General features: G+C 62.1%; 27 protein-coding genes. 17 read left to right on the plus strand and 10 right to left on the minus strand.

Going from position 1 to position 25,334, the window contains the following annotated elements; genetic code table 11:
• Nucleotides 1-95: 95 nt before the first annotated feature.
• The 4 genes from urtC to ACQKIK_RS07875 all read left to right on the plus strand — a co-directional run bounded on the left by urtC (nt 96) and on the right by ACQKIK_RS07875 (nt 3,965).
• On the plus strand, nt 96-1,175 hold the full coding sequence (gene urtC, locus ACQKIK_RS07860; RefSeq protein WP_499135508.1) for an urea ABC transporter permease subunit UrtC: 1,080 nt from the start codon (nt 96-98) through the stop codon (nt 1,173-1,175).
• Nucleotides 1,172-2,017: an urea ABC transporter ATP-binding protein UrtD gene (gene urtD, locus ACQKIK_RS07865; RefSeq protein ID WP_486034290.1), complete on the plus strand. Its 846-nt coding sequence runs from the start codon at nt 1,172-1,174 to the stop codon at nt 2,015-2,017. The genes urtC and urtD overlap by 4 nt, the downstream gene beginning before the upstream one ends.
• A 222-nt stretch (nt 2,018-2,239) precedes the next feature.
• Nucleotides 2,240-2,938, plus strand: coding sequence for an urea ABC transporter ATP-binding subunit UrtE (gene urtE, locus ACQKIK_RS07870; RefSeq protein WP_499135509.1), 699 nt, complete (start codon nt 2,240-2,242; stop codon nt 2,936-2,938).
• A gap of 265 nt (nt 2,939-3,203) precedes the next feature.
• Complete coding sequence (locus ACQKIK_RS07875; protein ID WP_064480647.1) at nt 3,204-3,965, plus strand: SDR family oxidoreductase; 762 nt, start codon at nt 3,204-3,206, stop codon at nt 3,963-3,965.
• Between the two features lie 299 nt (nt 3,966-4,264).
• On the opposite strand, the gene ACQKIK_RS07880 is transcribed toward ACQKIK_RS07875, so the two are convergent.
• The 5 genes from ACQKIK_RS07880 to ACQKIK_RS07900 are packed head-to-tail and all read right to left on the minus strand — an operon-like array spanning nt 4,265 to nt 8,774.
• Nucleotides 4,265-5,404, minus strand: a complete 1,140-nt coding sequence (locus ACQKIK_RS07880) for an ABC transporter substrate-binding protein (protein WP_499135510.1) — start codon at nt 5,402-5,404, stop codon at nt 4,265-4,267.
• A gap of 24 nt (nt 5,405-5,428) precedes the next feature.
• Entirely contained in the window at nt 5,429-6,136 is a 708-nt protein-coding gene (locus ACQKIK_RS07885) for an ABC transporter ATP-binding protein (RefSeq protein WP_499135511.1), read from the minus strand.
• A complete protein-coding gene (locus tag ACQKIK_RS07890; protein WP_499135512.1) occupies nt 6,123-6,890 on the minus strand; it encodes an ABC transporter ATP-binding protein in 768 nt (255 codons plus the stop codon). Before ACQKIK_RS07890 ends, ACQKIK_RS07885 begins: the two co-directional genes overlap by 14 nt.
• Nucleotides 6,883-7,911, minus strand: a complete 1,029-nt coding sequence (locus ACQKIK_RS07895) for a branched-chain amino acid ABC transporter permease (protein ID WP_499135513.1) — start codon at nt 7,909-7,911, stop codon at nt 6,883-6,885. Before ACQKIK_RS07895 ends, ACQKIK_RS07890 begins: the two co-directional genes overlap by 8 nt.
• Nucleotides 7,911-8,774, minus strand: a complete 864-nt coding sequence (locus ACQKIK_RS07900) for a branched-chain amino acid ABC transporter permease (protein WP_045424159.1) — start codon at nt 8,772-8,774, stop codon at nt 7,911-7,913. The genes ACQKIK_RS07895 and ACQKIK_RS07900 overlap by 1 nt, the downstream gene beginning before the upstream one ends.
• Nucleotides 8,775-9,260: 486 nt before the next feature.
• Here ACQKIK_RS07900 and ACQKIK_RS07905 point away from each other — a divergent pair, with 486 nt between their 5' ends.
• From ACQKIK_RS07905 to ACQKIK_RS07940, 8 genes are all read left to right on the plus strand, one after another.
• Nucleotides 9,261-10,094, plus strand: a complete 834-nt coding sequence (locus tag ACQKIK_RS07905; protein WP_499135514.1) for an urease accessory protein UreD — start codon at nt 9,261-9,263, stop codon at nt 10,092-10,094.
• Between the two features lie 139 nt (nt 10,095-10,233).
• Nucleotides 10,234-10,536, plus strand: coding sequence for an urease subunit gamma (gene ureA / locus ACQKIK_RS07910; RefSeq protein ID WP_127840168.1), 303 nt, complete (start codon nt 10,234-10,236; stop codon nt 10,534-10,536).
• A gap of 72 nt (nt 10,537-10,608) precedes the next feature.
• Nucleotides 10,609-11,121, plus strand: a complete 513-nt coding sequence (locus tag ACQKIK_RS07915; protein WP_046161800.1) for a GNAT family N-acetyltransferase — start codon at nt 10,609-10,611, stop codon at nt 11,119-11,121.
• Nucleotides 11,118-11,690 carry a GNAT family N-acetyltransferase gene (locus tag ACQKIK_RS07920; RefSeq protein ID WP_499135515.1) on the plus strand — a complete coding sequence of 191 codons (573 nt, stop codon included), beginning with the start codon at nt 11,118-11,120 and terminating at the stop codon, nt 11,688-11,690. The genes ACQKIK_RS07915 and ACQKIK_RS07920 overlap by 4 nt, the downstream gene beginning before the upstream one ends.
• Nucleotides 11,687-11,992, plus strand: a complete 306-nt coding sequence (locus ACQKIK_RS07925) for an urease subunit beta (RefSeq protein WP_127840170.1) — start codon at nt 11,687-11,689, stop codon at nt 11,990-11,992. The genes ACQKIK_RS07920 and ACQKIK_RS07925 overlap by 4 nt, the downstream gene beginning before the upstream one ends.
• Nucleotides 11,993-12,113: 121 nt before the next feature.
• Complete coding sequence (ureC, locus tag ACQKIK_RS07930) at nt 12,114-13,814, plus strand: urease subunit alpha (protein WP_499135516.1); 1,701 nt, start codon at nt 12,114-12,116, stop codon at nt 13,812-13,814.
• A 935-nt stretch (nt 13,815-14,749) separates the two neighbouring features.
• On the plus strand, nt 14,750-16,222 hold the full coding sequence (locus ACQKIK_RS07935; protein WP_045424143.1) for an NCS1 family nucleobase:cation symporter-1: 1,473 nt from the start codon (nt 14,750-14,752) through the stop codon (nt 16,220-16,222).
• Between the two features lie 113 nt (nt 16,223-16,335).
• On the plus strand, nt 16,336-17,523 hold the full coding sequence (locus tag ACQKIK_RS07940; RefSeq protein ID WP_499135517.1) for a GAF domain-containing sensor histidine kinase: 1,188 nt from the start codon (nt 16,336-16,338) through the stop codon (nt 17,521-17,523).
• Here ACQKIK_RS07940 and ACQKIK_RS07945 read toward each other — a convergent pair.
• Nucleotides 17,520-17,966 (minus strand): hemerythrin domain-containing protein, encoded by a 447-nt coding sequence (locus ACQKIK_RS07945; protein ID WP_499135518.1) that lies wholly within the window; start codon nt 17,964-17,966, stop codon nt 17,520-17,522. The two genes, ACQKIK_RS07940 and ACQKIK_RS07945, sit on opposite strands and share 4 nt — an antisense overlap.
• A 97-nt stretch (nt 17,967-18,063) precedes the next feature.
• On the minus strand, nt 18,064-18,330 hold the full coding sequence (locus tag ACQKIK_RS07950) for a DksA/TraR family C4-type zinc finger protein (RefSeq protein ID WP_045424134.1): 267 nt from the start codon (nt 18,328-18,330) through the stop codon (nt 18,064-18,066).
• Between the two features lie 284 nt (nt 18,331-18,614).
• On the opposite strand from ACQKIK_RS07950, the gene ACQKIK_RS07955 reads away from it, so the two are divergent.
• Complete coding sequence (locus ACQKIK_RS07955) at nt 18,615-19,334, plus strand: TorF family putative porin (RefSeq protein WP_046161795.1); 720 nt, start codon at nt 18,615-18,617, stop codon at nt 19,332-19,334.
• An 11-nt stretch (nt 19,335-19,345) separates the two neighbouring features.
• On the opposite strand, the gene ACQKIK_RS07960 is transcribed toward ACQKIK_RS07955, so the two are convergent.
• From ACQKIK_RS07960 to ACQKIK_RS07970, 3 genes are all read right to left on the minus strand, one after another.
• Nucleotides 19,346-20,503, minus strand: a complete 1,158-nt coding sequence (locus ACQKIK_RS07960) for an MFS transporter (RefSeq protein WP_499135519.1) — start codon at nt 20,501-20,503, stop codon at nt 19,346-19,348.
• A gap of 60 nt (nt 20,504-20,563) precedes the next feature.
• Nucleotides 20,564-21,427 (minus strand): isocitrate lyase/PEP mutase family protein, encoded by an 864-nt coding sequence (locus ACQKIK_RS07965; protein WP_046161793.1) that lies wholly within the window; start codon nt 21,425-21,427, stop codon nt 20,564-20,566.
• A 94-nt stretch (nt 21,428-21,521) separates the two neighbouring features.
• A complete protein-coding gene (locus ACQKIK_RS07970) occupies nt 21,522-22,394 on the minus strand; it encodes a DMT family transporter (protein WP_499135520.1) in 873 nt (290 codons plus the stop codon).
• A 319-nt stretch (nt 22,395-22,713) separates the two neighbouring features.
• On the opposite strand from ACQKIK_RS07970, the gene ACQKIK_RS07975 reads away from it, so the two are divergent.
• The 4 genes from ACQKIK_RS07975 (at nt 22,714) to ureG (ending at nt 25,179) form a co-directional block, all read left to right on the plus strand.
• Nucleotides 22,714-23,196: a GNAT family N-acetyltransferase gene (locus ACQKIK_RS07975; protein WP_064480660.1), complete on the plus strand. Its 483-nt coding sequence runs from the start codon at nt 22,714-22,716 to the stop codon at nt 23,194-23,196.
• Nucleotides 23,197-23,361: 165 nt separating this feature from the next.
• A complete protein-coding gene (gene ureE, locus ACQKIK_RS07980; protein WP_463287971.1) occupies nt 23,362-23,862 on the plus strand; it encodes an urease accessory protein UreE in 501 nt (166 codons plus the stop codon).
• A complete protein-coding gene (locus tag ACQKIK_RS07985; protein ID WP_499135521.1) occupies nt 23,859-24,536 on the plus strand; it encodes an urease accessory protein UreF in 678 nt (225 codons plus the stop codon). The genes ureE and ACQKIK_RS07985 overlap by 4 nt, the downstream gene beginning before the upstream one ends.
• Before the next feature lie 28 nt (nt 24,537-24,564).
• Nucleotides 24,565-25,179 carry an urease accessory protein UreG gene (ureG, locus tag ACQKIK_RS07990; protein ID WP_499135522.1) on the plus strand — a complete coding sequence of 205 codons (615 nt, stop codon included), beginning with the start codon at nt 24,565-24,567 and terminating at the stop codon, nt 25,177-25,179.
• Nucleotides 25,180-25,334: the final 155 nt, after the last annotated feature.

A 25,334-nucleotide genomic window follows, 5' to 3' on the forward strand; every position in this document is an offset into this window, starting at 1 on the left:
GCCAGCAACCCCGCAGGATCGCCAGCAAGCTGGCTCCTACAGGTCAGCCTACGAATCGGCATTCCCGTCATCAACTTACGGCAGGAGTGCTACTTATGAACCAGCCACTCACCCTCACCGTCGCGCAGAAAGCCGGACCGAAGCTCACTGCCGTCGCACTCGGCCTCGTGCTCGTCATTCTCCTGGCCATGCCGCTGCTGCACCTGCTGCCCGCAGACAACGCCTTTCACGTCTCGGCCTACACCCTGACGTTGGTTGGCAAGATCCTCTGCTACGCCATCGTCGCACTGGCGCTGGACCTGGTCTGGGGCTACGCGGGGCTGCTGTCCCTCGGCCACGGCCTGTTCTTTGCCCTTGGCGGTTACGCCATGGGCATGTACCTGATGCGCGAAAGCGCCGGCGACGGGCTGCCCGCGTTCATGAGCTTTCTCGCCTGGACCGAGCTGCCCTGGTACTGGTACGGCACCTCCAGCTTTCTCTGGGCGATGTGCCTGGTGGTATTGGCGCCCGGCCTGCTGGCCTTCGTGTTCGGCTTCTTTGCCTTCCGTTCGCGGATCAAGGGTGTGTATTTCTCGATCATGACCCAGGCGCTGACGTTCGCCGGCATGCTGCTGTTCTTCCGCAACGAAACCGGCTTCGGCGGCAACAACGGGTTCACCGGATTCACCCGCATCCTCGGCTTCGACATCACCGCACCAGCCACCCGTGCGGCGTTGTTCTTCGCGACGGTACTGCTGCTGACTGGCAGCCTGCTGCTGGGCTGGCAGCTGGCCCGCAGCAAGTTCGGCCGGGTGCTGACGGCCCTGCGTGATGCGGAGAACCGGCTGATGTTCTGCGGCTACGATCCGCGCGGCTACAAGTTGTTCATCTGGACCCTTTCGGCAGTGCTTTGCGGGTTGGCCGGTGCGCTCTACGTGCCGCAGGTGGGCATCATCAACCCCAGCGAGATGGCGCCGACGCAATCCATCGAAGCCGCCGTCTGGGTTGCCCTCGGCGGGCGCGGCACGCTGATCGGCCCGCTGCTGGGTGCTGGCATCGTCAACGGCATGAAGAGCTGGTTCACCGTGGCCTTCCCCGAATATTGGCTGTTCTCCCTCGGTGCGCTGTTCATCGTTGTCACCCTGTACCTGCCGAAAGGCGTCATCGGATTGCTGCGCCGGAGGGGCGAACAATGAAAACCGCACCCGTACCCGAACTGATCGAACCAACAGATGCACTCGGCAGCGGCCGCGACGCCATCGGCCTTGGCCGGGTGAAGACCAAAGGTCTTGATGCCCGTCACGGCACCATCCTTAGCCTGGAAGACATCAACGTCAGCTTCGACGGTTTCAAGGCGCTGACCAACCTCAGCCTCTACATCGGCGTCGGCGAACTGCGCTGCATCATCGGTCCCAATGGCGCCGGCAAGACCACCATGATGGACGTCATCACCGGCAAGACCCGACCCGACAGCGGCACGGCCTTCTTCGGCGACACGCTCGATCTGACGCGCATGAGCGAGGTAGAAATCGCGCAGTCCGGCATCGGCCGCAAATTCCAGAAACCCACGGTATTCGAGGCACTCAGCGTGTTCGAGAATCTCGAACTGGCGCAGAAGACAGACAAATCGGTGTGGGCCAGCTTGAAAGCCAAGCTCAACGGCGAACAGCGCGACCGCATCGACGAAGTGCTCGCCACCATTCGCCTGAATACGTCGCGCAATCGCCCGGCCGGGCTGCTGTCCCACGGCCAGAAGCAGTTTCTGGAAATCGGCATGCTGCTGATGCAAGACCCGCAACTGCTCTTGCTCGACGAGCCCGTGGCAGGCATGACCGACGCCGAAACCGAGTTCACCGCTGAGCTGTTCAAAAGCCTGGCGCGCAAGCACTCGCTGATGGTGGTCGAGCATGACATGGGCTTCGTCGACACCATCGCCGATCACGTGACCGTGCTGCACCAAGGCCAAGTGCTGGCTGAGGGTTCGCTGCAGACCGTACAGAACGATGAGCGCGTGATCGAGGTGTATCTGGGGCGGTGACTGATTCGAAGGGTGGATGGCGCCCTTCTCATCACCCATGACATCCCATGGTGGATGGGTGAAGCGTCATCCACCCTACGCCCGCCGAACACAGGTGGATAACGGCGGAGCCTTTTCCACGCGCACCCGGTAGGCCTAGCCGGCCCCGGCGTCCGCATCATCGCAACCTAATCGTAGGGTGGATAACGCCAGAGGCTTATCCACCAAGTGAAGGAGTCGCACATGCTGCAAGTCCAGCAACTGCATCAGTACTACGGCGGCAGCCACATCCTGCGCGGCCTGTCATTCGACGCCAGGATCGGCGAAGTCACCTGCCTGCTCGGGCGCAACGGCGTCGGCAAGACCACGCTGCTGAAATGCCTGATGGGCCTGATCCCGGCCAAGGAAGGCGCGGTGACCTGGGAAGGCAAGCCGATCACCGGCTTCAAACCGCACCAGCGCGTGCACGCCGGGATTGCCTACGTGCCCCAAGGGCGCGAAATCTTTGGCCGGCTGACCGTCGAAGAGAACCTGCTGATGGGCCTGTCCCGTTTCTGTGCCAAGGAAGCCAAGGAAGTACCCGAGTTCATCTACGAGCTGTTTCCGGTACTCAAGGAAATGAAGCACCGCCGCGGCGGCGACCTGTCCGGCGGCCAACAACAACAATTGGCCATCGGCCGCGCGCTGGCGAGCAAGCCGCGCCTCTTGATCCTCGACGAACCCACCGAAGGCATCCAGCCTTCGGTGATCAAAGAAATCGGCGCGGTGATCAAGAAACTCGCCGCCCGTGGCGACATGGCGATTCTGCTGGTCGAACAGTTCTACGACTTCGCCGCCGAGCTGGCCGACCAGTACCTGGTGATGAGCCGCGGCGAGATCATCCAGCAAGGCCGCGGCGAAACGATGGAAACCGAGGGTGTACGCGGCCTGGTAGCGATCTGAGAGTTCGCCCTGGTGGCGAGGCCTTTTTGACCCGCCCATGGCTGATGGGCGCCGCGCTCGGTGCTGCGTCACGCCCTTCGTAAACAGATCGCCCTGCCGATGCCGCCAGGTCGGACTCGTTGCACCTTTAGCCCAGCCACACCGTTAACCCAACCTGACTCGCCTGTGGTGGGCAACTGGCTGCTGCTCTTGGCGGTCTGACGCAGTAAGCTCCCTGGGTCGGCCGCGTGCGGCCTGCCTACTCGAACAGACAAGAGGTCCCTGCATGAACAACGTGGTTTTCATCACGGGTGCGACATCCGGCTTCGGCCGAGCCACTGCCCGCCGCTTTGCCGAGGCCGGCTGGTCGCTGGTCCTGACCGGACGCCGCCATGAGCGGCTCGAAGCGCTGAAGGAAGAACTGTCGGCCAAAGTCCCGGTGCACATCGCCACGCTCGACGTACGCGACGCCGAGGCAGTGAAGCAGGTGATTACCGAGCTGCCCGAAGGCTTTCGCCAGGTCAAATCGCTGGTCAACAATGCGGGCCTGGCGCTCGCCCCGGAGCCCGCGCAGAAAGTTGATCTGAACGATTGGCACACCATGATCGACACCAACGTGACCGGCCTGGTCAACGTTACTCATGCGCTACTGCCGCGTCTGATCGAGACGGGCAAGGGCGCGAGCATCATCAGCATCGGCTCGGTCGCCGGCCACTGGCCCTACCCGGGCGGCCACGTTTACGGAGCTACCAAGGCGTTCGTTGAGCAGTTCAGCTACAACCTGCGCTGCGACCTGCTGGGCACCGGCGTACGGGTCACCGACATCGCCCCCGGCATGGCCGAGACCGAGTTCACGCTGGTTCGCACCAAGGGTAACCAGGAAGCGTCCGACAAGCTCTACCGCGGCACCACGCCGTTGACCGCCGAAGACATCGCCGAGCAGATCTTCTACGTGGCCACCTTGCCCGACCACATCAACATCAACCGCCTCGAAGTCATGCCCACCCGACAGGCCTGGTCGCCGTTCAATATTGATCGGGACAAGTAAAGACGGCGCAAAGGGATGCGTGAGTTTCGCCTCTAGGCTACGTGCCTCATAACGGCGAACGTATGCGTCCTACCCTTCGGTGATGCTTCCGTTACCGACGACTGTATGGGGCACCTCGACAATAGAAAAGCTGTGCCGAGCGGTGCTTGCAGCTGAGCCAGCTTCGCTTGAAAGCGAGAGAGATGTCAGGGGGGGACCGGAGCAAGACCGGTCTCCCTGCAGCGCATGAAGAGGATCGAGAGCGACTGCAGAAGCCGGTCACCGAAACGGCCCAGGAGGACCGTCCGGCCATGGAGGGATTACTCGATTTCCTTGCGCACGATCTTGCCGTCTTCCACCACCGCCATGGTGGTCGGGGTAATGAAGCCGCCCTTGTCGGTGATGCCCTGTATCGAATAGAGGTTGTACTTGGGGTCCAGCGCGCTGATCGCCTCAGCCATCTTCGCCCGTACCTGTTGCGGATCGGTACTGCCGGCTAGCTCCATAGCCTTGGCCAACGTATGAAAGGCCAGGTAGTTGTAGGCCGCTTCGGAGCCCGGCACCTTGCCGTGGGCCTGCTTGTAACGCTCGACAAACGCCTTGGCCGCCTCGCCCTCGTATTCGGACAGCGGTACTACGCCTATAGCGCCTTCCAGTAGGTCCAGGCCGCCGGTGACCGCGGCGATTTCATCCAGCTTGGCCTGATCCATGACGATGAAACCGCCCTGGAAGCCAAGCTGCCGCGCCTGCTGCATGACCAGCCCGGTGGGTTCCGAGGCGCCGCCGACAAACATCACGTCCGGATTGGAAGCGATCACGCGACTGACGCCGGTGTAGAAGTCGGTCGACTTGTTGTAGTCCATGGGATTGCTTTCGGCGATCTCGCCGCCCTTCTCTTCCCAGGCCTTGGTCATCATGTCAGTCCAGATCTTGGCGTACTCGTGGGTCGCGCCGGCGATGCCGAGCTTCTTGCCATGATGCTTGAGTGCATAGTCGGAAAAGGCATCGACGTAGCCGGTGAACTCCGGCGGAATGCGCACGGTGAGCGGATTGCCCTGCTCAGTCACCGAGGGCACGCTGGTGTACGCCATGATCAAGAAGTCGTCGCCGACGTTGAAGTCCTGAAGGGCAAACACGCCGCCGGTGTGCGGGACGAACACGGCGGCGGCCTTGGACTCTTTCACCAGGCGCTTGGCGTTGGTCGCTGCCTGGCTCGGTGAGTACTTGTCGTCCAGGCTGATGAGATTGACCTTGTAGGTCTCATCGCCGATTTTCAGGCCGCCGGCCTTGTTGGCGTCATCGACCGCCATGCGCAGGCCGGACAGGGTGTTCTCGCCGTAGAGCGCGGCGCCTCCGCTGAGCGGGCCGGTGAAACCAATATTGAGCGTTTGCTCGGCGGACACCTGTGAAGCAGTAAGAGCGGCGGCGATTGCCAGTCCAAGCGCTTTGAGCGTTTTCATTGTTATCTCCTGGGTCATGACTGTTCAGGCGCCGATATAGGCTTTGCGCACGGCTTCGTTACCCAGCATGGCCTGCTGGTCACCTTCCATCACCAGGCTGCCGCCTTCGATGACATAGGCGCGATGGGCGATCTTCAACGCGGCAAACGCATTCTGTTCGGCCAGCAGCACGCTGGTGCCGGATTTGTTGATGCGTGAGATCACCTCGAACATCTGGTTGACCACCAGCGGCGCCAACCCGAGCGAGGGTTCATCGAGCATCAGCAGCCGCGGGCGGCTCATCAACGCTCGGCCGATCGCCACCATCTGCTGCTGTCCACCACTCAGTGAGCCGGCCGGCTGGTTGCGTTTGTCATGCAGGATGGGAAACAGATCGAGCACTTCCTGCAGGTTGCGCTTGTTGCCGTCACTGTCGCGGCGATGCAGATAGGCGCCGAGGGCGAGGTTCTGCGAAACCGACATCTGCGGGAACAGCTTGCGTCCCTCCGGGCAGTGCACCACGCCAGCCGCAACCAGACCGGAAGGCTTGAGCCCGTCGATGCGCTTGCCTTCCAGCGTGATGCTGCCCGCCGTCGGCTTGAGCAACCCGCTGATGGTGTTGAACAAGGTGGTCTTGCCAGCACCGTTGGCGCCGAGCAGCACCACCAGTTCGCCGGCGCCGACCGTCATAGAAACCTGGGTGAGGGCCTTGAAGCTGCCGTAGCAGACATCGACCTGATCAAGCTGCAGCATCGTAGTCACTCCCCAGGTAGGCCTCGATGACAGCCGGGTTTGCCTTGATCTCGGCGGGTGTGCCCTCGGCGATCTTTTCGCCGTAATTGAGCACCATGATCTTGTCCGCCAGGCCCATGATCATGTCCATCTTGTGTTCGATCAGGCACACGGTCAGGCCGTGTTCGGGCATCTTGCGGATCAGCTGCGCCAGCCCTTCGGTTTCTTCCGGATTGACTCCCGCGGCCGGCTCGTCGAGCAGCACCAACTTCGGTTCCGTGGCTAGCGCAAGGGCAAAGGCCACGCGCTTGCGCTCCTCCTGAGAGATATCCAGCACCACACGATTTTCCAGATGCGCCAGGCCGACGAAATCCAGCGCGGCGCGGGCCTTCTCGCGGCACTCGCGCTCCTCCTGCTGCAGGCGCCTGGAGTTGATCAGCACATCCCACAGGCCGGAACGGGTACGCAGCCGATGGCCAACGATCAGGTTGTCCAACACCGTGGCCTGCTCGAACAGGTGCGTAGTCTGGAACGTCCGCCCAACACCGAGCCGAGCCACGCGGTCGCAGCGCATCCGCGACACGTCGTGACCGTCGATCAAGATGCGCCCGGAGCTGGGCTTGTGAACGCCGGAAATCAGGTTGAAGAAGGTGCTTTTGCCGGCGCCGTTGGGGCCGATGATGGCGTTGATCTTGCGCGCTTCGAACTCGACGCTGACGTCGTGTACCGCCGCCAGCCCGCCGAACATCTTGGTCAGGTTTTCGACCTTAAGCATTGCTGTTCACCTCGTTGCCTGGGGTGACCTTGGTAGCCTCGCGTGGGCCCTTGGCCCGCGCTGCTGCGGTGTCCTTGCGCAGCTTCCAACCGAGAAAGGTGCCGATTACACCGCGCGGCATGAAGATCACCAGCACCACGATCAGCGGGCCGAAGATGATCATCCGGTAGTCCTCGAGGAACTGCAGCGACTGGGTGATCCAGACCACGCCGAGGGTACCGGCCAGCGGCCCGAATAGGGTGCCGAAGCCGCCCACCAGCAGGTAGGTGATCATGTCGAAGGTGTGGTTGGGGTTGGCTTCCTCCGGCCCGATGAAGCGGATCATCGAGGCGTAAAGCCCACCGGCGATACCGGCGTAGGTAGTCGAAAGGACAAAGGCCAGCAGCTTGTTGCGCATCAGGTCGATGCCCAGCGATTGGGCCAGCGCATCGCCGTTGCGAATGGCCATGAAGGTACGCCCCAGCAGCGAGGACGCCAGGCGACCGGCGAACCAAATCGCCAGGATCAGAAACAGCAGCGCGAGGTAGTAGAACGGCACCGTCTGGCTGAAATCCACCAGCCCGAAGCCATCCGGCGCCGCGATACCGCGAATGCCGATGGCGCCGTGGGTCAACTCCTCCCACTTGTCGATCAGCAGATAAATGATGAAGCCGACGCAAAGCGTGAAGATGGCAAAGAAGTGCTCTTTCAAACGCAGCGAGACGATCCCCACCAGCGCACCGACGGCGGCCGAAACCAGCGCGGCCGCCACGAAGGCGGGCCAGAAATTCCAGCCATGGTCGGCGGTTAGAATCGCCAGGGTGTAGGCGCCGATGGCGAAGAAGCCGCCGTGTGCCAGGTTCAGCTGACCGCAGTAGCCGGTAATGATATTCAGGCCGTAGACCGCAATCGCCCAAATAAAGGCGCTGGCCATCACGTAGACCTGATACTCGCTCTTGGCGAACAGCGGGAAGGCCAGGGCCAATGCCAGCAGCACCAGCTTGGCGCCGCGGCCGGTCAGTAAGGACGCGAAACGATGCATCAGTGAGCCCCCTTGGCGAACAGCCCGGTCGGGCGGAAGGACAGGATCACCACCAGCAGCGAGAAGGCGATGATGTCCTTGTAATCCGAGGACAGGTAGAAGCCGCCGAAGCTCTCGGCGAAGCCAAGGATCATGGCACCGATGATCGCCCCCGGAATGCTGCCCATGCCGCCGAGCACGATGATCACGAAGGCCTTCATGATCACCAGATGCCCCATCGCTGGGTACACCAAATTGATTGGCGCATAGAGGGTGGCAGCGAAGGCGGCGAGCATGCCGGAGATGGCGAAGGTCAGCATCGCCACACGGTTGGAGTCGATGCCGACGAGGAACGCGCCTTCACGGCTCTGGGCCATGGCGATGATGGTCGAGCCGAGCATCGTCTTGCGCAGGAACAGGTGCAGCGCCAGCATCAGCGTGAACGCGCCGACGATGATCAACAGACGCTGTTCGGGAATGATCAGCCCATCGAAGTTGAGGATGCCGCCATAGGGCGAGGCCATGCGGCGGAAGTCCGAGCCCCACAACATCTGCACCACTGCCTCGAGAAACAGCAGGATGCCAATCGCCGCAATCTTGTCGTGGATCGGTGGCGCGTTGCGCAGCGGGTGAAACACCAACCGCTCGGACAGCACCGCCAGCACGGCCACCACTACACCGGACGCCAGCATGGCGATCCAGTAGTGCAGGCCAATGTCGGTCATGAAGTAGTAGGACGCGAAGGCGCCGACCATGTACAGCGCGCCGTGGGCGAAGTTGGGAATGTGCAGAATGCCGTAAACGAGCGTCAGGCCAAGGGCGACCAGACCGTAGATGCTGCCCAGGGTCAAGCCGTTGAGCACTTGCTGGAACAATAGATTCAATGCGGCGTCTCCGTGGATCTTGTTGTTATGTGTGCCACCGAGCGACTGCCGATTCCTCCCGGTCAAGCCGGTCGAACATGCCACCGCCGCCGGGCAAATCGGACTCTTCGCCTGACTGACATTGGCACTCGCTCGCACCCTCGTCAAACGAGCAGCTCGGAAGAGATAAAGGCCCATAAAGCAGCGTGATGCTGGCAACAAGCTATTCCAGTGACTGCTCGGTCGCTCAGATCAAGCTTCAACGAATCGCCGCTCGATCAAGCCGAGCACGTCGCAACAAGGCCTCACTGAAGCGCACCAAAGTGGATCACTCGTCACGCAAAACCTTTCGCGCGCACCATTGGAGGGCATCAAAAGCGGGCGACCTCACCATCGACCGGCACTCTTACTCGCCCACCAGGCTAGTAAGCGCCGCAGCGCACCGCGTTGGCGCGAGAGGCACGACTATTGCTCGCTTGGTTCAACCACTTGCTGATCTCACGGTTCATGACTGCTCTGACTCCGCTGTTCACGCCCCACTGGAACGCCGAACTCGAACTGGGCTATGCCCGCTTTGACGGTGGGACACGCCCGGTATTACGCCGTCACAGCGGCCCATTGAGGGTCCAGAAGCATCTCTATCCTGAGGGTCCGGAGGTTTGTCAGCACATCATCGTGCACCCACCGGGCGGGATTGCCGGCGGTGATCGGTTGGACATCAGTGTCACGGTCGGCAGCGGCGCCTGGGCCCAGCTGACCAGTCCTGGCGCGGCGAAGTGGTATCGCGCTGGCGGCCCGGCTTTTCAGAACGTGCACTTGCGCGTCGAGGCCGGCGCGACGCTGGAATGGCTGCCACAAGAAACCATCGTTTATTGCGCAGCGCAGGCCGAGCTGAGCACATCCATCGAATTAGAAGGCGATGCGCGGCTGTTCTACTGGGACATCATCGCGCTGGGGCGACCGGCCAGCGGCGAGCGCTTCGACGCGGGCCATTTCCAGGCACAGCTGAACATCAGCCGCGACGGCGAACTGCTCTGGCACGAGCGTCAGCGTGTAACAGGCAACGACGGGCTACTGGACTCGCCGATCGGTCTCGACGGCCACCCCGTATTCGCCACCATGATTGTCAGTGGCGAGATCAGTGCCGAGCTGCTGGACCGCTGTCGTGCACTACCGAACCGGGTGCGGGCCGATCTGACACAGTTGCCGGGCATGCTCGTCGGGCGTTGCCTGGCTGGCGAGGCGTTGCATGCACGGGCCTGGCTGATCGATCTGTGGCGGTTGTTGCGACCTGAACTGCTTGATCGCGACGCGGTGCCACCGAGGATCTGGAGTACATGAACTACGGTGGGTAAGGCTCCGCCGTTACCCACCCTACGCCGGCCAGCAGGTGCATGGCCGCCCCGCAATTCGCTGTGTGGTTGCCACCACCAGCCGGTGGATGCGAAAAGCGATATCCACCGCCACGATTGGAGCCGTTATGGATTTGTCGCCGAGAGAAAAAGACAAGATGTTGATTTTCACCGCAGGGCTGGTGGCTGAGCGTCGCCTCGCCCGCGGTGTAAAGCTCAACTACCCGGAAGCCATGGCCTACATCTCCGCGGCGCTGCTGGAAGGGGCGCGCGACGGCCAGACGGTCGCCGAGCTGATGCACTACGGCACAACACTGCTGGCTCGTGATCAGGTCATGGAAGGCGTGCCGGAAATGATCCCAGAGATCCAGGTCGAGGCCACTTTCCCGGACGGCACCAAGCTGGTCACCGTACATCAACCAATCGCTTGAAACACGGGTCAATGTCTACTGCGGCGAAAGCCGCAACGATGATGATCCCGAAACGCTTGGAAGGAATTGAACGTGCAGATACGTGACGCCCTGGACGCCGACCTCGGAGGCATCCTAGAAATATACAACGACGCGGTACAGAACAGCACGGCGATCTGGAACGACCAGCCGGTCGACCTCGACAACCGCCGCGCGTGGCTGGCCGAGCGCCACGAACAAGGCTATCCCGTGCTGGTCGCGATCGACGAGGACGGACAGGTCGCGGGCTACGCCTCGTTCGGCCCGTGGCGCCCCCACGACGGCTTTCGTCATACCGTCGAAAATTCAGTGTATGTCAGCCCTGACCACCGCGGCAGCGGCATCGGCCGCAGCCTAATGCAGACCCTTATCGAGCGCGCCCGGCAGCTTGGTAAGCACGTAATGGTCGCGGCAATCGAAAGCGAGAACCGCGCGTCGGTCCATATGCACCAACAACTCGGATTCACTCATGCAGCCCAGATGCGCCAGGTGGGCTGCAAATTCGATCGCTGGCTGGATCTGACTTTGATGCAGCTGGTACTGACACCGGAGAGGAAGCTGCCATGACTGCTCCGCTCGACCAGGTCGTCGGCCATCGAAACGATGTGATCAACATCGTCTCGGTGGATGCCGGTGAATTCGCCTCGTACCGCGACGGCCTGGTCGAGTTGCTGCTTGATGCGGTCAGACAGGGCGCTTCTGTCGGTTTCCTTGATGATCTGGAGGCAGGACAGGCGCACGCCTACTTCGACGGGGTCGAGCAGGCGCTCCGCGCCCGTCAGTCTCTCCTGTGGGTGGCAACCGAGGGCCAAAGCGTCATCGGAAGCGTCCAGCTTGCACTTTGTCTCAAACCCAACGGACTCAATCGCGCCGAGGTCAACAAACTACTGGTCCATCAGGCTGCTCGCCGGCGCGGCATCGGCGCGCGTTTGATGCAGGCGCTTGAGCATCAAGCGGTACGCACGCAACGCGGTTTGCTGTACCTCGATACAGAAGCGGGCAGTCCCGCTGAAGCCTTTTACCAACGGCTCGGGTATCAACGTGCAGGAGAAATCCCCGACTACGCCGCACGGCCTGACGGCACCTATCACCCCACCGTTCTCTACTACAAACGTCTCTCCATGAGGTCTTCATGATTCCCGGTGAATACCAGATCCAGGACGGCGACATCGAGCTCAACGCCGGCCGCCGTACTCTGACCCTCTGTGTGGCCAACAGCGGCGACCGTCCGATCCAGGTCGGCTCGCACTACCACTTTTTCGAAACCAACGATGCGCTCGCCTTCGACCGCGCCGCAGCGCGTGGCATGCGGCTGAACATTCCGGCCGGCACCGCCGTGCGTTTCGAGCCGGGTCAGAGCCGCGACGTGGAGCTGGTCGATTTGGCCGGGGACCGCCGGGTGTTCGGCTTTGCCGGACGGGTGATGGGCGCACTCTGACGCAGCGTTATTTCGTTGGGTGGATGGCCACCCCCGTGGAAAACGCCGAAGGCTTTTCCACCACCCAGATTGCTGGTGGACAAGCTTCGCGTTGTCCACCCTACGGACAGGATGAGATTCAATGAAGATTTCCCGCCAAGCCTACGCCGACATGTTCGGCCCCACCGTCGGCGACAAGGTGCGCCTGGCCGACACCGAGTTGTGGATTGAGGTCGAGAAAGACTTCACCACCTATGGCGAGGAAGTGAAATTCGGCGGCGGCAAGGTGATCCGTGACGGTATGGGCCAGGGGCAGCTGTGCGCCGCCGACGTGGTCGACACCCTGATTACCAACGCGCTGATCCTCGATCACTGGGGCATCGTCAAGGCGGACGTGGGCCTTAAGGACGGGCGCATCGCCGCCATCGGCAAGGCCGGCAATCCGGACATCCAGCCGGACGTGACCATTGCCATCGGCGCCGCGACCGAAGTCATCGCCGGTGAAGGGATGATCCTCACCGCCGGCGGCATCGACTCGCACATCCACTTCATCTGCCCGCAGCAGATCGAAGAAGCCTTGATGAGCGGCGTCACCACCATGATTGGCGGCGGCACCGGACCGGCCACCGGCACCAACGCCACCACGGTGACACCCGGCCCCTGGCACATGGCGATGATGCTCAAGGCCGCTGACGCCTTCCCGATGAATATCGGCTTCACCGGCAAGGGCAACGCCTCGCTGCCCGAGCCGCTGATCGAGCAAGTCAAGGCCGGCGCCATCGGCCTCAAGCTGCACGAAGACTGGGGCACCACGCCGGCGGCCATCGATAACTGCCTGAACGTGGCGGACCAGTACGACGTGCAGGTGGCGATCCATACCGACACCCTGAACGAATCCGGCTTCGTCGAGACGACCCTGGGCGCATTCAAGGGCCGCACCATCCACACCTACCACACCGAGGGTGCCGGCGGCGGCCACGCGCCGGACATCATCAAGGCCTGCGGTTTGCCCAATGTGCTGCCCAGCTCCACCAACCCCACCCGACCATTCACCCGCAACACCATCGACGAGCATCTGGACATGCTCATGGTCTGCCACCACCTCGACCCAAGCATTGCCGAGGACGTCGCCTTCGCCGAGAGCCGTATCCGCCGCGAGACCATCGCCGCCGAAGACATCCTCCACGACCTCGGCGCCTTCTCGATGATCAGCTCGGACAGCCAGGCCATGGGCCGCGTCGGCGAGGTGATCACCCGCACCTGGCAGACCGCCGACAAGATGAAAAAGCAGCGCGGCGCCCTGCCCGGTGACGGCGCGGGCAACGACAACTTCCGCGCCAAGCGCTACATCGCCAAGTACACCATCAACCCGGCGATTACCCATGGCGTCAGCCACGAGGTGGGCTCGATCGAAGTGGGCAAGTGGGCCGATCTGGTGCTCTGGCGCCCGGCGTTCTTTGGCGTGAAGCCGACGCTGATCCTCAAGGGCGGCGCTATTGCCGCGAGCCTGATGGGCGATGCCAACGCCTCGATCCCGACACCGCAGCCGGTGCACTACCGCCCAATGTTCGCCAGCTACGGCGGCTCGCTGCACGCATCGAGCTTTACCTTCATCAGCCAGGCGGCGTTCGACGCTGGCGTGCCCGAGCAGCTGGGATTGAAGAAGAAGATCGGCGTGGTGAAGGGCTGCCGTTCGGTGCAGAAAAAGGACCTGATCCACAACGACTACACGCCGGACATCGAGGTCGACCCGCAGAACTACCAGGTGCGCGCCGACGGGCAATTGCTCTGGTGCGAGCCGGCCGAGGTGCTGCCGATGGCGCAGCGGTACTTCCTGTTCTGATCAGATAGCCAGGCGGGAATCTTGAGTAGTGAGGGGCGGCAGCGAAGAGCAGCAGTCCGGGCTGCCCCCCGCCACACCACCCCGCAGGAGCCAGGGGGACGCCCAGTCCTTGCTGGCGATCCATGTTCGGTTGTTGCGAAGCCGCGCCAGCACCTGATCGCGAGCAAGCTCGCTCCTACGAAAAGCGCTGTGCTCGGTTCGCAATGATCGCCGCGGCATCTGTAGGAGCCAGGGGGACGCCCGGTCCTTGCTGGCGATCCATGTTCTGTTGCTACGAAGCCGCGCCAGCACCTGATCGCGAGCAAGCTCGCTCCTACGAAAAGCGCTGTGCTCGGTTCGCGATGATCGCCGTGGCATCTGTAGGAGCCAGGGGGACGCCCAGTCCTTGCTGGCGATCCAAGTTCAGTTGATACGAAGCCGCGCCGGCACCTGATCGCGAGCAAGCTCGCTCCTACGAAAAGCGCCGTGCTTGGTTCGCAATGATCGCCGCGGCATCTGTAGGAGCCAGGGGGACGCCCAGTCTTTGCTGGCGATCCATGTTCTGTTGTTACGAAGCCGCGCCAGCACCTGATCGCGAGCAAGCTCGCTCCTACAGGGGCGACAACGGTGTCCGTTGACGCTCAGAGCTACTGGTTGGTCGTGCCGTAGACATTCACACCCGCTCATGCAGCTAAGAATTGCCCCCGACTGCACGCTTAGCGTGCGTCATCGAACGCCGTGCTTCAGGAATGAGCAAAGGATTAACCGAATCGCTCAGCATCACACCATTCTTTGTATACAAAAAAATCTAACGATAACTCCCGCCGTGTCTAACCTTTGTTGAGGCGTAGACCAGATTGACCATCGGTCGACCCTTAAATTCTCGCGATCCTGCCATACGCGGAACAAGAACTGCATACAAAAAGCGAACAATAATCTGCACAGAGCGCCCACCTATGAATCACGACGATTTCCGAATCAAGCAAATAGACCCCACTCTGTACAACGAAGACCTCGCCCCGCTCGCCCCCGCCAAACGCAAGTGGGGGTGGTTCGAGATCTTCAACGTCTGGTCGAACGATATCCAGAGTCTGTTCGGCTACACCCTCGCCGCGACTCTGTTCATCAGTTACGGCCTGAACGGTTGGGCCGTGCTTGCCGGGATCGTGCTGGCGGGTTTCATCGTCATGGGGCTGGTGCAGCTGACCGGCAAACCCAGCGTCAAATACGGCATCCCCTTCCCGGTCATGGCGCGCGCCAGCATGGGCGTACGCGGCGCTAACTTTCCGGCTGTGGTGCGCGGCATCGTGGCGATCTTCTGGTACGGGGTGCAGACCTATTTCGCCTCGACCGCGGTGGCGCTGCTGATCCGCACTCTGGCGGGCCCTGGCTCGGAAGCCACGCTGCTGGGACTGACCGCCATCGACTGGATCGCCTATGTGATCGTCTGCGTCTTCCAGGTTGCGCTGTTCATCAGAGGCGTGGACTGGGTGACGCGCTTTCTGAACTGGGCTGGGCCGCTGGTCTATCTGGTGATGATCGCGATGATGATCGCCATCTGCTACAAGGCGGGCCCCAGCCTTGCTGGCGCGCTGGGTACGATCTTCAGCGGCACTGGCAGCTACGCTGGTGGTCCCATCGCTGCCTTCGCCGCCGTGGTCGGCACCATGGTGGCGTACTTCGCAGCCGTGGTGATCAATTACGGCGACTTTGCCCGCTTCGTGAAGAGCGAGCGCCAGATGCGCATCGGCAATTTTCTCGGTTTGCCGGTGAGTCTGGCGATCTTTTCGCTGATTGCGCTGGTGATCACCGCCGGTACCGTTGTGGTGTTCGGCGAGACGCTGACCAACCCGACCGACATCGTTGCGCGCATCGACAACGTCGGCCTCACGCTGATCGCTGCGATTACCTTCTTCGCCGCCACAGTGGGCATCAACCTGGTCGCCAACTTCATCCCGCCAGCCTACGACATCGCCAATCTGGCGCCAGCACACATCAGCGCCCGCACCGGCGGTTTCATCACCGCCGCTATCGCGTTTTTCATCGGTGCGTTGTGGGTATCGTTCATCAGTGCGGTGGGCATCGCCGCCTTCGTCGATACGCTGGGCGCCGTGCTGGCACCGCTATACGGCATCATCGTCGCCGACTATTACCTGGTTCGTCGGCAGCGGCTGGACGTACAACAACTGTTCTGCGCGGAACCCGGATCGACCTACTACTTCAACGCCGGCTGGAACCGTAAAGCGGTCATCGCGTTTGGCGTGAGCTCGATCTTTTCCGTTGCGTCGGTCTGGACGCCGGGGCTGGAAAGCCTGTCGGGCTTCGCCTGGTTGTTGGGCGCCTTGTTTGGCGCCGTGGTGCATTACCTGCTGATGCGCAAACAAATCGTTCCGGCCGTTGCTAACCCTCCCCTGACGACCCAAGCGTAATGCCCTGAACGGGTCGGGTCGGGGCGGGTCGGCAGGTGGTCGGCTCGATTCCGCTCTTCGAAACGGTGCGTGATAAAGTGCACGGCCATCATCACGCGCCGCCATGACATTGCATGAACCGATCGATAACCGACGACATTTCGGCGATCAGCCGTATCAACGCCGTGCCGGCGATCCTCCGGGTGATCTCAGAGACCACCGGGTTACGGTTCGCCGCCGTTGCGCGAGTTACCGAAGATTCCTGGACAGCGTGCGCCGTGCTCGACCGGACCAACTTCGGTCTGCAGGTCGGCGGCGAGCTGGACGTGACCACTACGCTGTGCCACGAAATCCGCGCATCTCACGAAACCATCATCATCAGCAAGGTGAGTGAGGACGGGCGTTACTGCAACCATCACACGCCCAAGATGTATGGCTTCGAGAGCTACATTTCGACCCCGGTGTTTCGCACCGATGGCAGTTTTTTCGGCACCGTCTGCGCACTCGATCCGCTGCCTGCGAATCTGTCGGAAATGCCGATCCTGCCGATGATGGAATCGTTCGCCAAGCTGCTGGCCATTCAGCTGGAGGCGGAAGAGCAGTTCGAAGCCACCGAGGCAGCCCTGCTCGATGCGCAGCAGACGGCAGAACTGCGGGAGCAATTCATCGCCCTGCTCGGGCATGACCTTCGCAATCCGCTCTCCTCGATTCTGTCCGGCGCGCAGCTGTTGATGAGGCGCACCAAGGACGCCTCGATCACCGGCATTGCCGAGCACATGCTCACTGCGACCCGTCGCGCATCACGCCTGGTTGACGATGTACTGGACTTCGCTCGCGGCCGGCTGGGCAATGGCATTCCGCTGCAGAACCGCGAATGCAAGGACCTTCACGTCACCCTGACGCATATCGTTTCGGAGATGCAGAGCGTCAATCCGCAACGCGCAATCGAAGCCGACATCGCTCCGCTCGACGGGGTCCGCTGCGATGCGGATCGCGTCGCGCAGTTGCTGTCCAACCTGCTCGCCAATGCGCTGGTGCATGGGTCAACGGATGGCCGGGTACAGGTCCGCGCGGTGATCGAAAATGAATGGCTGTTGCTGTCGGTGAACAACCAGGGCGAGCCGATTCCACCGGAACGGCTGGATCATCTGTTTCAGCCTTACTGGCGCGAGCCCTCGAGCAGCCAGTCCGGCCTCGGTCTGGGGCTCTACATCGCCAATGAAATTGCGCGCTCGCATGGCGGCAGCATGCGCGCAGAATCAACAGCCGAAGCGGGCACGACCTTCGTTTTCAGCATGCCCACCGAAGCGCGTGCGCTCTAGGCGTGCTCAGCCTTCATGACGTCGTAAGCGCCCAGGTACGCACCGGCTAGCTGACTCTTTTGCTGATCGCTGAGGATCTTGCCGGCCATCTGGAAGAATTTGTGCTCTTCTTCCTGAAGATGGTGATGAACCTTGTCTGACAGTTTGCGTGCCTGCACAAGCCAGCTCGGACTGCTGGGATCGGTTGCTTCCAACGCCTCGACCATCTCATCCATTTCATGGTGTTCGGCGATCGCATGACGGGACAGGTCGACCCCGCTGTCATCACGCATTAGCGGGATATAGAAATGGCGCTCTTCGGCCACCGAATGCACCCAGAGTTCGTGCTTGAGCTCAGCGAAAATCGCTTGCCGCTCGGCGCTGTCGCCGCGGGTCTGTACCAACTTTTCAGACAGATCACGCTGGATATCGTGGCTTTGGCGCAACGCTTCGAAAATCATCATGGGTATATTCCTCTTCCGTGAACCTGTGGGGACGCGGTGTGTGACAGGCACAGGAGCGCCGAGTGCGCCCTTACCGGCGCGTTTTTTTGTCACGCACTCAGCGCAGCTGGCTGTCCTTGCTGCCGCGGCGGTTGTAACCGCTGAATTTGGCTTCCTGCTTGTCCCGTTCGGTTTGGCATTTGACGCACAACCTGACACCAGGCACGGCCTGCCGCCGCGCCTCGGGAATCTTTGCGTCGCATTCCTCGCAGTGCGTCAGGCTCTCGCCCTGCCCCAGCCGACTGCGCGCTCGCTGCACAGCATCTTCGATGGTGCTGTCGATCTGTTCCTGAACCGCACCCTCATTCGCCCAACCCGTAGCCATCGCGACCTCCCAGCAAGCCAGGTCTAACTGTGTATTAGCTTGGAACATCTGCCCCGGGCACCGTTCAGTAATGCGACTGACGTGACGCGCAGTCCGTTTCGCCAACCGAAAACCACCCGTCGATCCGTTGGCGTCAAATCGACGAACGGACCTCAGCGCCACATTGCATTGTCTATCCTTCCAGCCGATTGAACGGCAAGCCCACCACAGATGCTCTATCTCGGGACTTGCCTCGTCGAGGTCGTCCGCCGACCTTCTGTAAACACACCCCCAGGGAAGCGGTGATGCACACGAAGATCCTGCCGGCGCTGTTAATTGGCCTGAGCGGATGCGCCAGCCAGCCGGAAGTGCTTGAACGCGAAGTCGGCCAATTCGACCTGCGTCTCGGCACGACCCCCACCCGTAGCATGGCCCAAGGGCTGGTGAACCCGACGGCCGCCAGCACCTTCCGCGGCGGACTGGACCTGACTCACGACAGTGGCCTGTATGTCGGCCAGTGGGCGCCCAGCATGGGCATCATCGAGGGCAACCAGTTGGAGCTGGACAGCTACATCGGCTATGTCCAGCCCCGCTTCGACCAGGCGCCAGGCTACGAGCTGGGTGTGATCCGCTACAGCTTCCCCGAGCTGGACGGAGCGGATCATCACGAAGTCTATGCAGGCTTCAATCTGGCTGGCAGTCGGCTGGGTGGCGCGTTGAGCAGCCGACCGGGGCGCACCGACAGCACCCTGCTGCTGGAGCTGGGTGCTCTCAGCCCACTCGATCTGGACCTGCGCCTGAAATATGCCAGCCACTCGATGGACAGTCCGATGTACCACCCCGGTGGCAGTGTTGAAGTTTTTAATGACTGGTCGTTGAACCTGTCTCGCCCCTGGCTGGGCGTGCGCCTGGATCTTTCCTACACCGACTCGAGCCTTCGCGGCCGCGAGTGCGGCGTCTACTCCGGGCAGAACACCTATTGCGAGAGCTATTTCATGTTCAAGGCCGAGCGGTCGCTGTTCTAACGATGCTCCGATCAGCCTTGCTTGAAGCGCATCCTCGCGTGCCATACGGCGACAAGAAAGGCCGTGGCCGCAAAGCCATACAGCAGGCCAAGATTGCCGTCCTGGTAGAGCCATGAGCCAAGCACCGGCCCGGTGGCCATGCCCATGAAGCGGAAGAAGTTGTAGCTGCCCACGGCGGTGGCGCGATTGTGCGGGTACAGGTCCATCAGCAGGCTGGTCTGCACCGGCAGCGAAAGGCCGAGAAACAGCCCGAACGCACTCACCGCGACCACCAGCGCCGCCAGCGACCACTGCGCAACCGCGAGAAACAGCAGCAGACTGAGCGCATTGAGTGCCGCGGTCGTCACCAGCACCGGACGGGGACGCCAGCGCCCCAACAGTCGCCCACCGGCGAAGCTGCCGATCACAACAGCAATCGACAGTGGCAGAAACACCAAGCCCTTTTCGCTGGCACTCAGCCCATAGCTGGCATCGAGCACGCGTGGCATGAACACCAGGTAATTGTAGAACGCGTAGTACTGAACAAAGCTCAGCACCATGATCGCCAGGCCCTGGCGATTGCGCGCCACATCCAGGTACTCCCTGGGATGAAAGGCGCGAGGCGTGCTCCCGGCCGGGCGGGTTTCCTGCAGCCAGATGGCGTTGCTCAGCAGCGCAACGCCACCGACCACCGCGAGCAGCAGAAATACGTAATGGAAGTCGACGTGCTCGCCGATGAAGCCGCCCACCACCGGGCCAACCACCGGCCCCAGCGCCACCATCATCTGGAACGAGCCCATCGCCCGAACACGCTCGGCGCCTTCGAACCGATCCCCGATCACCGTCACTGCCACCACCGCACCGGCAGCGATACCCACCGCCTGCAGCGCACGAAACACTAGCAGCGTCTCGATATTGGTCGAGAGAAAACAGCCGATGGAAGCGCCGATGTAGCACGCCAGCCCCAGCAACAGGGTGCGCCTGCGGCCACTTCGATCCACCAGCGGGCCGTAGACGATCTGCATGAATGCCAACACGAAGGTGAAGATCGAAATGCTGAGGTTGATCAGCAGCGGCGTCGTCTGCAGCGCCTCGCCCAACTCCGGCAAAATCGGTGCGTAGACCGTCTGCGTGAACGGGCCGAGAAAGGCGGCGAATGCCACCATGAAGGTCAGCAGGCGTGGGCTCATCGGATCTCCGCTAACGCATCGAAAAGAGGCCTGGCGGCGCGCGCCGCCAGGCGGGAGGGGTCACTCCTTGACCTGCATGTATTCCTCGGCCCATACCATGTATTCCTCGGCGGTCGAATATTTGACCGAAAGCTGCGAGGCGTTGAGATCGGACGCATCGATCTGACGCTGCTCGCGCAGGCAGTCGTAGGTCGCCTTGATCGCGGCAAAGTAGGCCGCGTGACCGTTGACCACGATGCGCACGCCAAGCGCAGCCAGACGGGTGTTGTCGCGCAACTTGGGGTTGCCATAGGTCACCAGCATCAGCGGTACGCTGAGTTTTTCCGCGACCTGCTCCAGCTGCTCGAAATCCTCGATACCGACCAGGCAGATCCCATCGGCGCCAGCTGCCTCGTAGGCCTGCACGCGCGCGATCACCTCTTCCAGGCCGATCACACCCGCGTTGGTCCGCGCGATGATCGCGAGCTCCGGATCGATACGCGCCTCTAGCGCCGCACGGATCTTGCCGACCGCCTCGAACATGCCGATCAGGTCGGTGGACTTGCGCCCGAATTTGGCCGGCAGCAGCGTGTCTTCGATCGTCAGCGCCGCGATGCCGGCGCGCTCCAGCTCGACCACCGTGCGCATCACGTTGAGCGCGTTGCCATAGCCATGGTCGGCGTCGGCGATGATTGGCAGCCGCGATACGCGACCGATGCGTGTGGCCTGCTCGACAAATTCACTCAGGGTGATCAGCGCAAAGTCGGGCGCGGCCAGGACCTGTAACGAGGCGACCGAGCCACCGAGAATGCCGACTTCGAATTCCAGATCGGCGGCGATACGCGCCGACATCGGGTCGAATACCGATGCAGTGTGGTAGCAGCGATCGGAGGCCAGCAGCCGACGAAACTCGCTGCGCAGGGTGTGGTGAGAGATACGTTGCATGGGGGTTCCTGATGAATCGCACGCAAGGGTCGAGTCGCCCTTGTCTGTTCAGTGTTGGTAACGGTACGGACGGCCTATTGCACGTCTCGGTGTTTCACAGTGCCGGGCGCGGTTGTCGCCCTTGCACATACGCCATGACCAGCCCGCTGACGATGATGATGGCCATGCCGACAATGGCGCCGAAATCCGGCGTATGTCCAAAGGCAACCAGGCCTACCACCCCGGCAAAGATGATCTGCGAATAGGTGAAGGGTGCCAGCGCGGCGGCACTGGCAAAGCGAAACGCATTGGTCAGCAACAGATGACCGCTCATGGCCATGGCACCAAGCCCGGCCATCATTAGCGCGTCATGCAGCGTTGGCGTCTGCCAGTTGAAGAAGACCAACACGCTCATCACCAGACTGCCAACCACGCTGGTGATGAAGTTGCTGGTGACCGGGTGATCCGTGGCGCTGAGTCGAAGGGTGATCAACTGATAGACCGTGAAGCTCAGCGCCGCGCCGAACGGCAACAAGATCGCCGGCGTGAACAAGGCTCCGCCCGGCCGCACGATGATCATCACGCCGATCAGCCCACAGCCGACCGCCAGCCATTGGGCACGACTGACCTGTTCGCCGAGCAAGGCGGACGCGATGGTAACCAGCAATGGGGTCAGGAAGATGACTGCAGTCGCTTCGGCCAGTGGGATGTAACTCAGACCGCTGATGAACAGCATGCTGACGCTGACCAGGCTCAGGCCACGGCAGATCTGCAGCTTCGGCCGCAGGGTATGAAACACACGACGCCCCATGTGTGGCGTGAACAGGGTGAGCATCAGCACCGTCTGCGCCATATAACGCGCCCAGATAACCAGAAACACGGGGTAGAGCTGCGTCAGATACTTGGACAGCCCGTCGTGACTGGCGAGCGTCAGGCAAGAAACCAGAATCAGCGACACGCCAAGCAGGGGCCGGTGAGAGTTATTCAATGAGGGAAACCGCGACAATAGGTAGCAAGCTATGAATTATGCCCATAAATCGGCATTTCGTCAGTGGTGACGTGAGCCGATCCGACCAGAAGAGGTGCGCCCCAGCCTGCCACGCAGGTTCATCTCACACGTCGATGCGTCTGCTGAACGTCGATTCGTGACCTGATCACGCAACTGTCATCCCGCCAGGCTGAAATGCGCTACGTCTGTCGGCGCCCGCTCCGCTCGCCCGACAATCGCGTATGATCGCCGCCCCCGTGCGAGCCTCGTTACCGGCCGCTTCAGTCCGAGTGTTGTTTTGATGTTCAAGATACGAGCGATGCAGGTGCGCGATATACCTGCGGTGATGTCGATTCAGGAAGAATCCTATGCTGCCGAAGTCCACGAGGACGAAGCGGTGATCCTCAACCGCCTCGCCGCCTGTCCGCAGCTGGCCTGGGTGGCCGAGGACGATCAGGGCGTTTGCGCCTATCTCTTCGCCTACCACTCACGGGTCGGCAAGGTGACGCCACTGGATGGCGACTTCGAATCCCACGCCAAAGCCGACTGCCTGTATCTGCACGACCTTGCCGTATCCCGGCGGGCCAGTGGCCAGGGCATCGGGCCGGCGCTGGTGCAGAAGAACCTCGAGCAGGCACGCACTCAGAAGCTGCGCTACTCGGCGCTGGTTTCGGTGCAGGAGTCCGAGGCCTTCTGGTCTCGCCTCGGCTATGCAGCGCACACGGAACTCGAGCCGCCCCAAGCCAGCAACCTTGCCAGCTATCAGATTCCCGCCGTCTATATGGTGCGGGCGCTGCACTGAATGCACGCATATGGTGCGACCAAGATGCAGACGCACCATAACAGGACAGCCTAAAGCCCCATATTCAAGCACGGACAACCCGCAAGCTGCGGGGCGCTTCTGTTGTGGCGGGTTGGCAAGGGCCTTGCTCTGCTTGTGCCAATCGCACAACCGGAACTGCTCGCTATGCTGGTCATCCATCACCGCACCTCCCCGCAGGCCAATGCCGACGCCGAGCTGGAGTTGACCTTCGAAGCCCGTAGCAAATCGCGTCTGCGGTGCTTCTCCACCACAGGAGAAGATGTCGGCCTGTTCCTCGAGCGCGGCCAGCAACCGCTGCATGACGGCGAATGCCTGCGCGCCGAGGATGGCCGTATCGTCCGTGTGCGGGCCCGCGCCGAACAGCTCCTTCATGTGACCTGCAGCAGCGCGTTCGAACTGACGCGCGCCGCCTATCACTTGGGCAACCGCCATGTGGCACTGCAGGTCGGCGACGGCTGGCTGAGGCTGCTCGACGACTACGTACTGAAAGACATGCTGCTGCAGCTGGGCGCCAGTGTCGAAGCCATCGAGGCGCCCTTCCAGCCCGAGCACGGCGCCTACGGGGGCGGCCATCATCACTCCCACGCAGGCGAAGCCGAGTTCAGCTACGCACCACGTCTGCATCAGTTTGGTGTACGCACGTGAATCCGGCTGCGTTCGCGCTGCTGCGGCTTGCCAGCCCGCAGTTGCCGATCGGTGGATACAGTTATTCGCAAGGCCTGGAAATGGCGGTCGAATGCGAGCGAGTACGCGACGAAGCCAGCGCCCGCCGTTGGCTGGGCGACCAGCTGTTACTGAATCTGACGCGCTTTGAAGCGCCGCTGCTGCTGGCGCACTGCCAGGCGGCAGCGGCTGAAGACTGGACAGAACTCGAGCGACTTGCCGATTGCCATCGCGCCAGTCGCGAAACCCGTGAGCTACGGCTGGAAAGCCGGCAGATGGGCTTTTCACTGAAGCAACTGCTGGACAATCTGCCCGAACTCGACGCCCCTGCCCGCGCTCTGTTTCAGCGCATCGACGAGCCAGGCCTCGCCCTTGGCTGGGCTCTGGCCGCACGTGCCTGGGACATCGGCCCCGAGGATGCACTGACCGCCTGGCTTTGGGGCTGGCTGGAAAACCAGCTGGCGGTGCTGATGAAAACCCTGCCGCTCGGCCAGCAAGCGGCACAACGCTTGACCTCCCAACTGCTGCCGACCCTGCAGCAGGCCCAGCGCGACGCAACCCTTATCGAGCCGGAGCACTGGGGCAGCGCCGCCTTTGGCCTGTCCCTGACGAGCATGGCGCATGAGCGCCAATACAGCCGGCTGTTCCGCTCATGAGCACCGCTTTCACACGAGGAAACAGACGATGAACACCCAACCCCTGCGCATCGGCATCGGCGGGCCGGTCGGCTCCGGCAAAACTGCCCTGACACTCGCCCTCTGCCTGGCCCTGCGCGAGCGCTACAACCTGGCCGTGGTCACCAACGACATCTACACCCAGGAAGACGCGCAATTTCTGGTACGCAACGAGGCCCTGGCGCCCGAGCGCATCATCGGCGTGGAAACCGGCGGCTGCCCGCACACCGCGATCCGCGAGGATGCTTCGATCAATCTGGAAGCCGTCGAACAGCTAAACCGGCGCTTCCCAGGGCTGGACCTGATCATCGTCGAGTCCGGTGGCGACAATCTGTCGGCCACCTTCAGTCCGGAGCTGTCGGACCTGACCATCTATGTGATCGACGTATCGGCCGGCGACAAGCTGCCACGCAAGGGCGGGCCGGGCATCTGCAAATCCGATCTGCTGGTGATCAACAAGGTCGACCTGGCTCCCATGGTCGGCGCCTCGCTGGAGGTCATGGATCGCGACACCCGCAAGATGCGCGGCGACAAACCCTTCGTGTTCAGCAATCAGAAGGTTGGCCAGGGCCTCGACGAGATCATCGCCTTCATCGAAAAAAAGGGAATGCTCAGCGCTGCCTGAATGGAACCACTGCGGAGGGAGCGAGGGGGGCGCCCAGTCCCTGCGCGCGGAGTAGCAACGGCTCTAAGCGCTTCGTTAGCAAGCTGGCTCCTACGAAAACTAGCCATCCGGCTCCTGTGGATCGCCTGCGACGATCCGCGAGCCATGCACACCAG

The sequence above is a fragment of the Pseudomonas sp. NPDC047961 genome (assembly GCF_050272435.1).
In the GTDB taxonomy this organism is placed as follows: domain Bacteria; phylum Pseudomonadota; class Gammaproteobacteria; order Pseudomonadales; family Pseudomonadaceae; genus Stutzerimonas.

Bases quoted from the DNA above. Each gene is read 5' to 3' on its own strand.
- urtC (WP_499135508.1), top strand. From the start codon at position 96: ATGAACCAGCCACTCACCCTCACCGTCGCGCAGAAAGCCGGACCGAAG.
- urtD (WP_486034290.1), top strand. From the start codon at position 1,172: ATGAAAACCGCACCCGTACCCGAACTGATCGAACCAACAGATGCACTC.
- urtE (WP_499135509.1), top strand. From the start codon at position 2,240: ATGCTGCAAGTCCAGCAACTGCATCAGTACTACGGCGGCAGCCACATC.
- ACQKIK_RS07875 (WP_064480647.1), top strand. From the start codon at position 3,204: ATGAACAACGTGGTTTTCATCACGGGTGCGACATCCGGCTTCGGCCGA.
- ACQKIK_RS07880 (WP_499135510.1), bottom strand. From the start codon at position 5,404: ATGAAAACGCTCAAAGCGCTTGGACTGGCAATCGCCGCCGCTCTTACT.
- ACQKIK_RS07885 (WP_499135511.1), bottom strand. From the start codon at position 6,136: ATGCTGCAGCTTGATCAGGTCGATGTCTGCTACGGCAGCTTCAAGGCC.
- ACQKIK_RS07890 (WP_499135512.1), bottom strand. From the start codon at position 6,890: ATGCTTAAGGTCGAAAACCTGACCAAGATGTTCGGCGGGCTGGCGGCG.
- ACQKIK_RS07895 (WP_499135513.1), bottom strand. From the start codon at position 7,911: ATGCATCGTTTCGCGTCCTTACTGACCGGCCGCGGCGCCAAGCTGGTG.
- ACQKIK_RS07905 (WP_499135514.1), top strand. From the start codon at position 9,261: ATGACTGCTCTGACTCCGCTGTTCACGCCCCACTGGAACGCCGAACTC.
- ureA (WP_127840168.1), top strand. From the start codon at position 10,234: ATGGATTTGTCGCCGAGAGAAAAAGACAAGATGTTGATTTTCACCGCA.
- ACQKIK_RS07920 (WP_499135515.1), top strand. From the start codon at position 11,118: ATGACTGCTCCGCTCGACCAGGTCGTCGGCCATCGAAACGATGTGATC.
- ACQKIK_RS07925 (WP_127840170.1), top strand. From the start codon at position 11,687: ATGATTCCCGGTGAATACCAGATCCAGGACGGCGACATCGAGCTCAAC.
- ureC (WP_499135516.1), top strand. From the start codon at position 12,114: ATGAAGATTTCCCGCCAAGCCTACGCCGACATGTTCGGCCCCACCGTC.
- ACQKIK_RS07935 (WP_045424143.1), top strand. From the start codon at position 14,750: ATGAATCACGACGATTTCCGAATCAAGCAAATAGACCCCACTCTGTAC.
- ACQKIK_RS07940 (WP_499135517.1), top strand. From the start codon at position 16,336: ATGAACCGATCGATAACCGACGACATTTCGGCGATCAGCCGTATCAAC.
- ACQKIK_RS07945 (WP_499135518.1), bottom strand. From the start codon at position 17,966: ATGATGATTTTCGAAGCGTTGCGCCAAAGCCACGATATCCAGCGTGAT.
- ACQKIK_RS07950 (WP_045424134.1), bottom strand. From the start codon at position 18,330: ATGGCTACGGGTTGGGCGAATGAGGGTGCGGTTCAGGAACAGATCGAC.
- ACQKIK_RS07955 (WP_046161795.1), top strand. From the start codon at position 18,615: ATGCACACGAAGATCCTGCCGGCGCTGTTAATTGGCCTGAGCGGATGC.
- ACQKIK_RS07960 (WP_499135519.1), bottom strand. From the start codon at position 20,503: ATGAGCCCACGCCTGCTGACCTTCATGGTGGCATTCGCCGCCTTTCTC.
- ACQKIK_RS07965 (WP_046161793.1), bottom strand. From the start codon at position 21,427: ATGCAACGTATCTCTCACCACACCCTGCGCAGCGAGTTTCGTCGGCTG.
- ACQKIK_RS07975 (WP_064480660.1), top strand. From the start codon at position 22,714: ATGCAGGTGCGCGATATACCTGCGGTGATGTCGATTCAGGAAGAATCC.
- ureE (WP_463287971.1), top strand. From the start codon at position 23,362: ATGCTGGTCATCCATCACCGCACCTCCCCGCAGGCCAATGCCGACGCC.
- ureG (WP_499135522.1), top strand. From the start codon at position 24,565: ATGAACACCCAACCCCTGCGCATCGGCATCGGCGGGCCGGTCGGCTCC.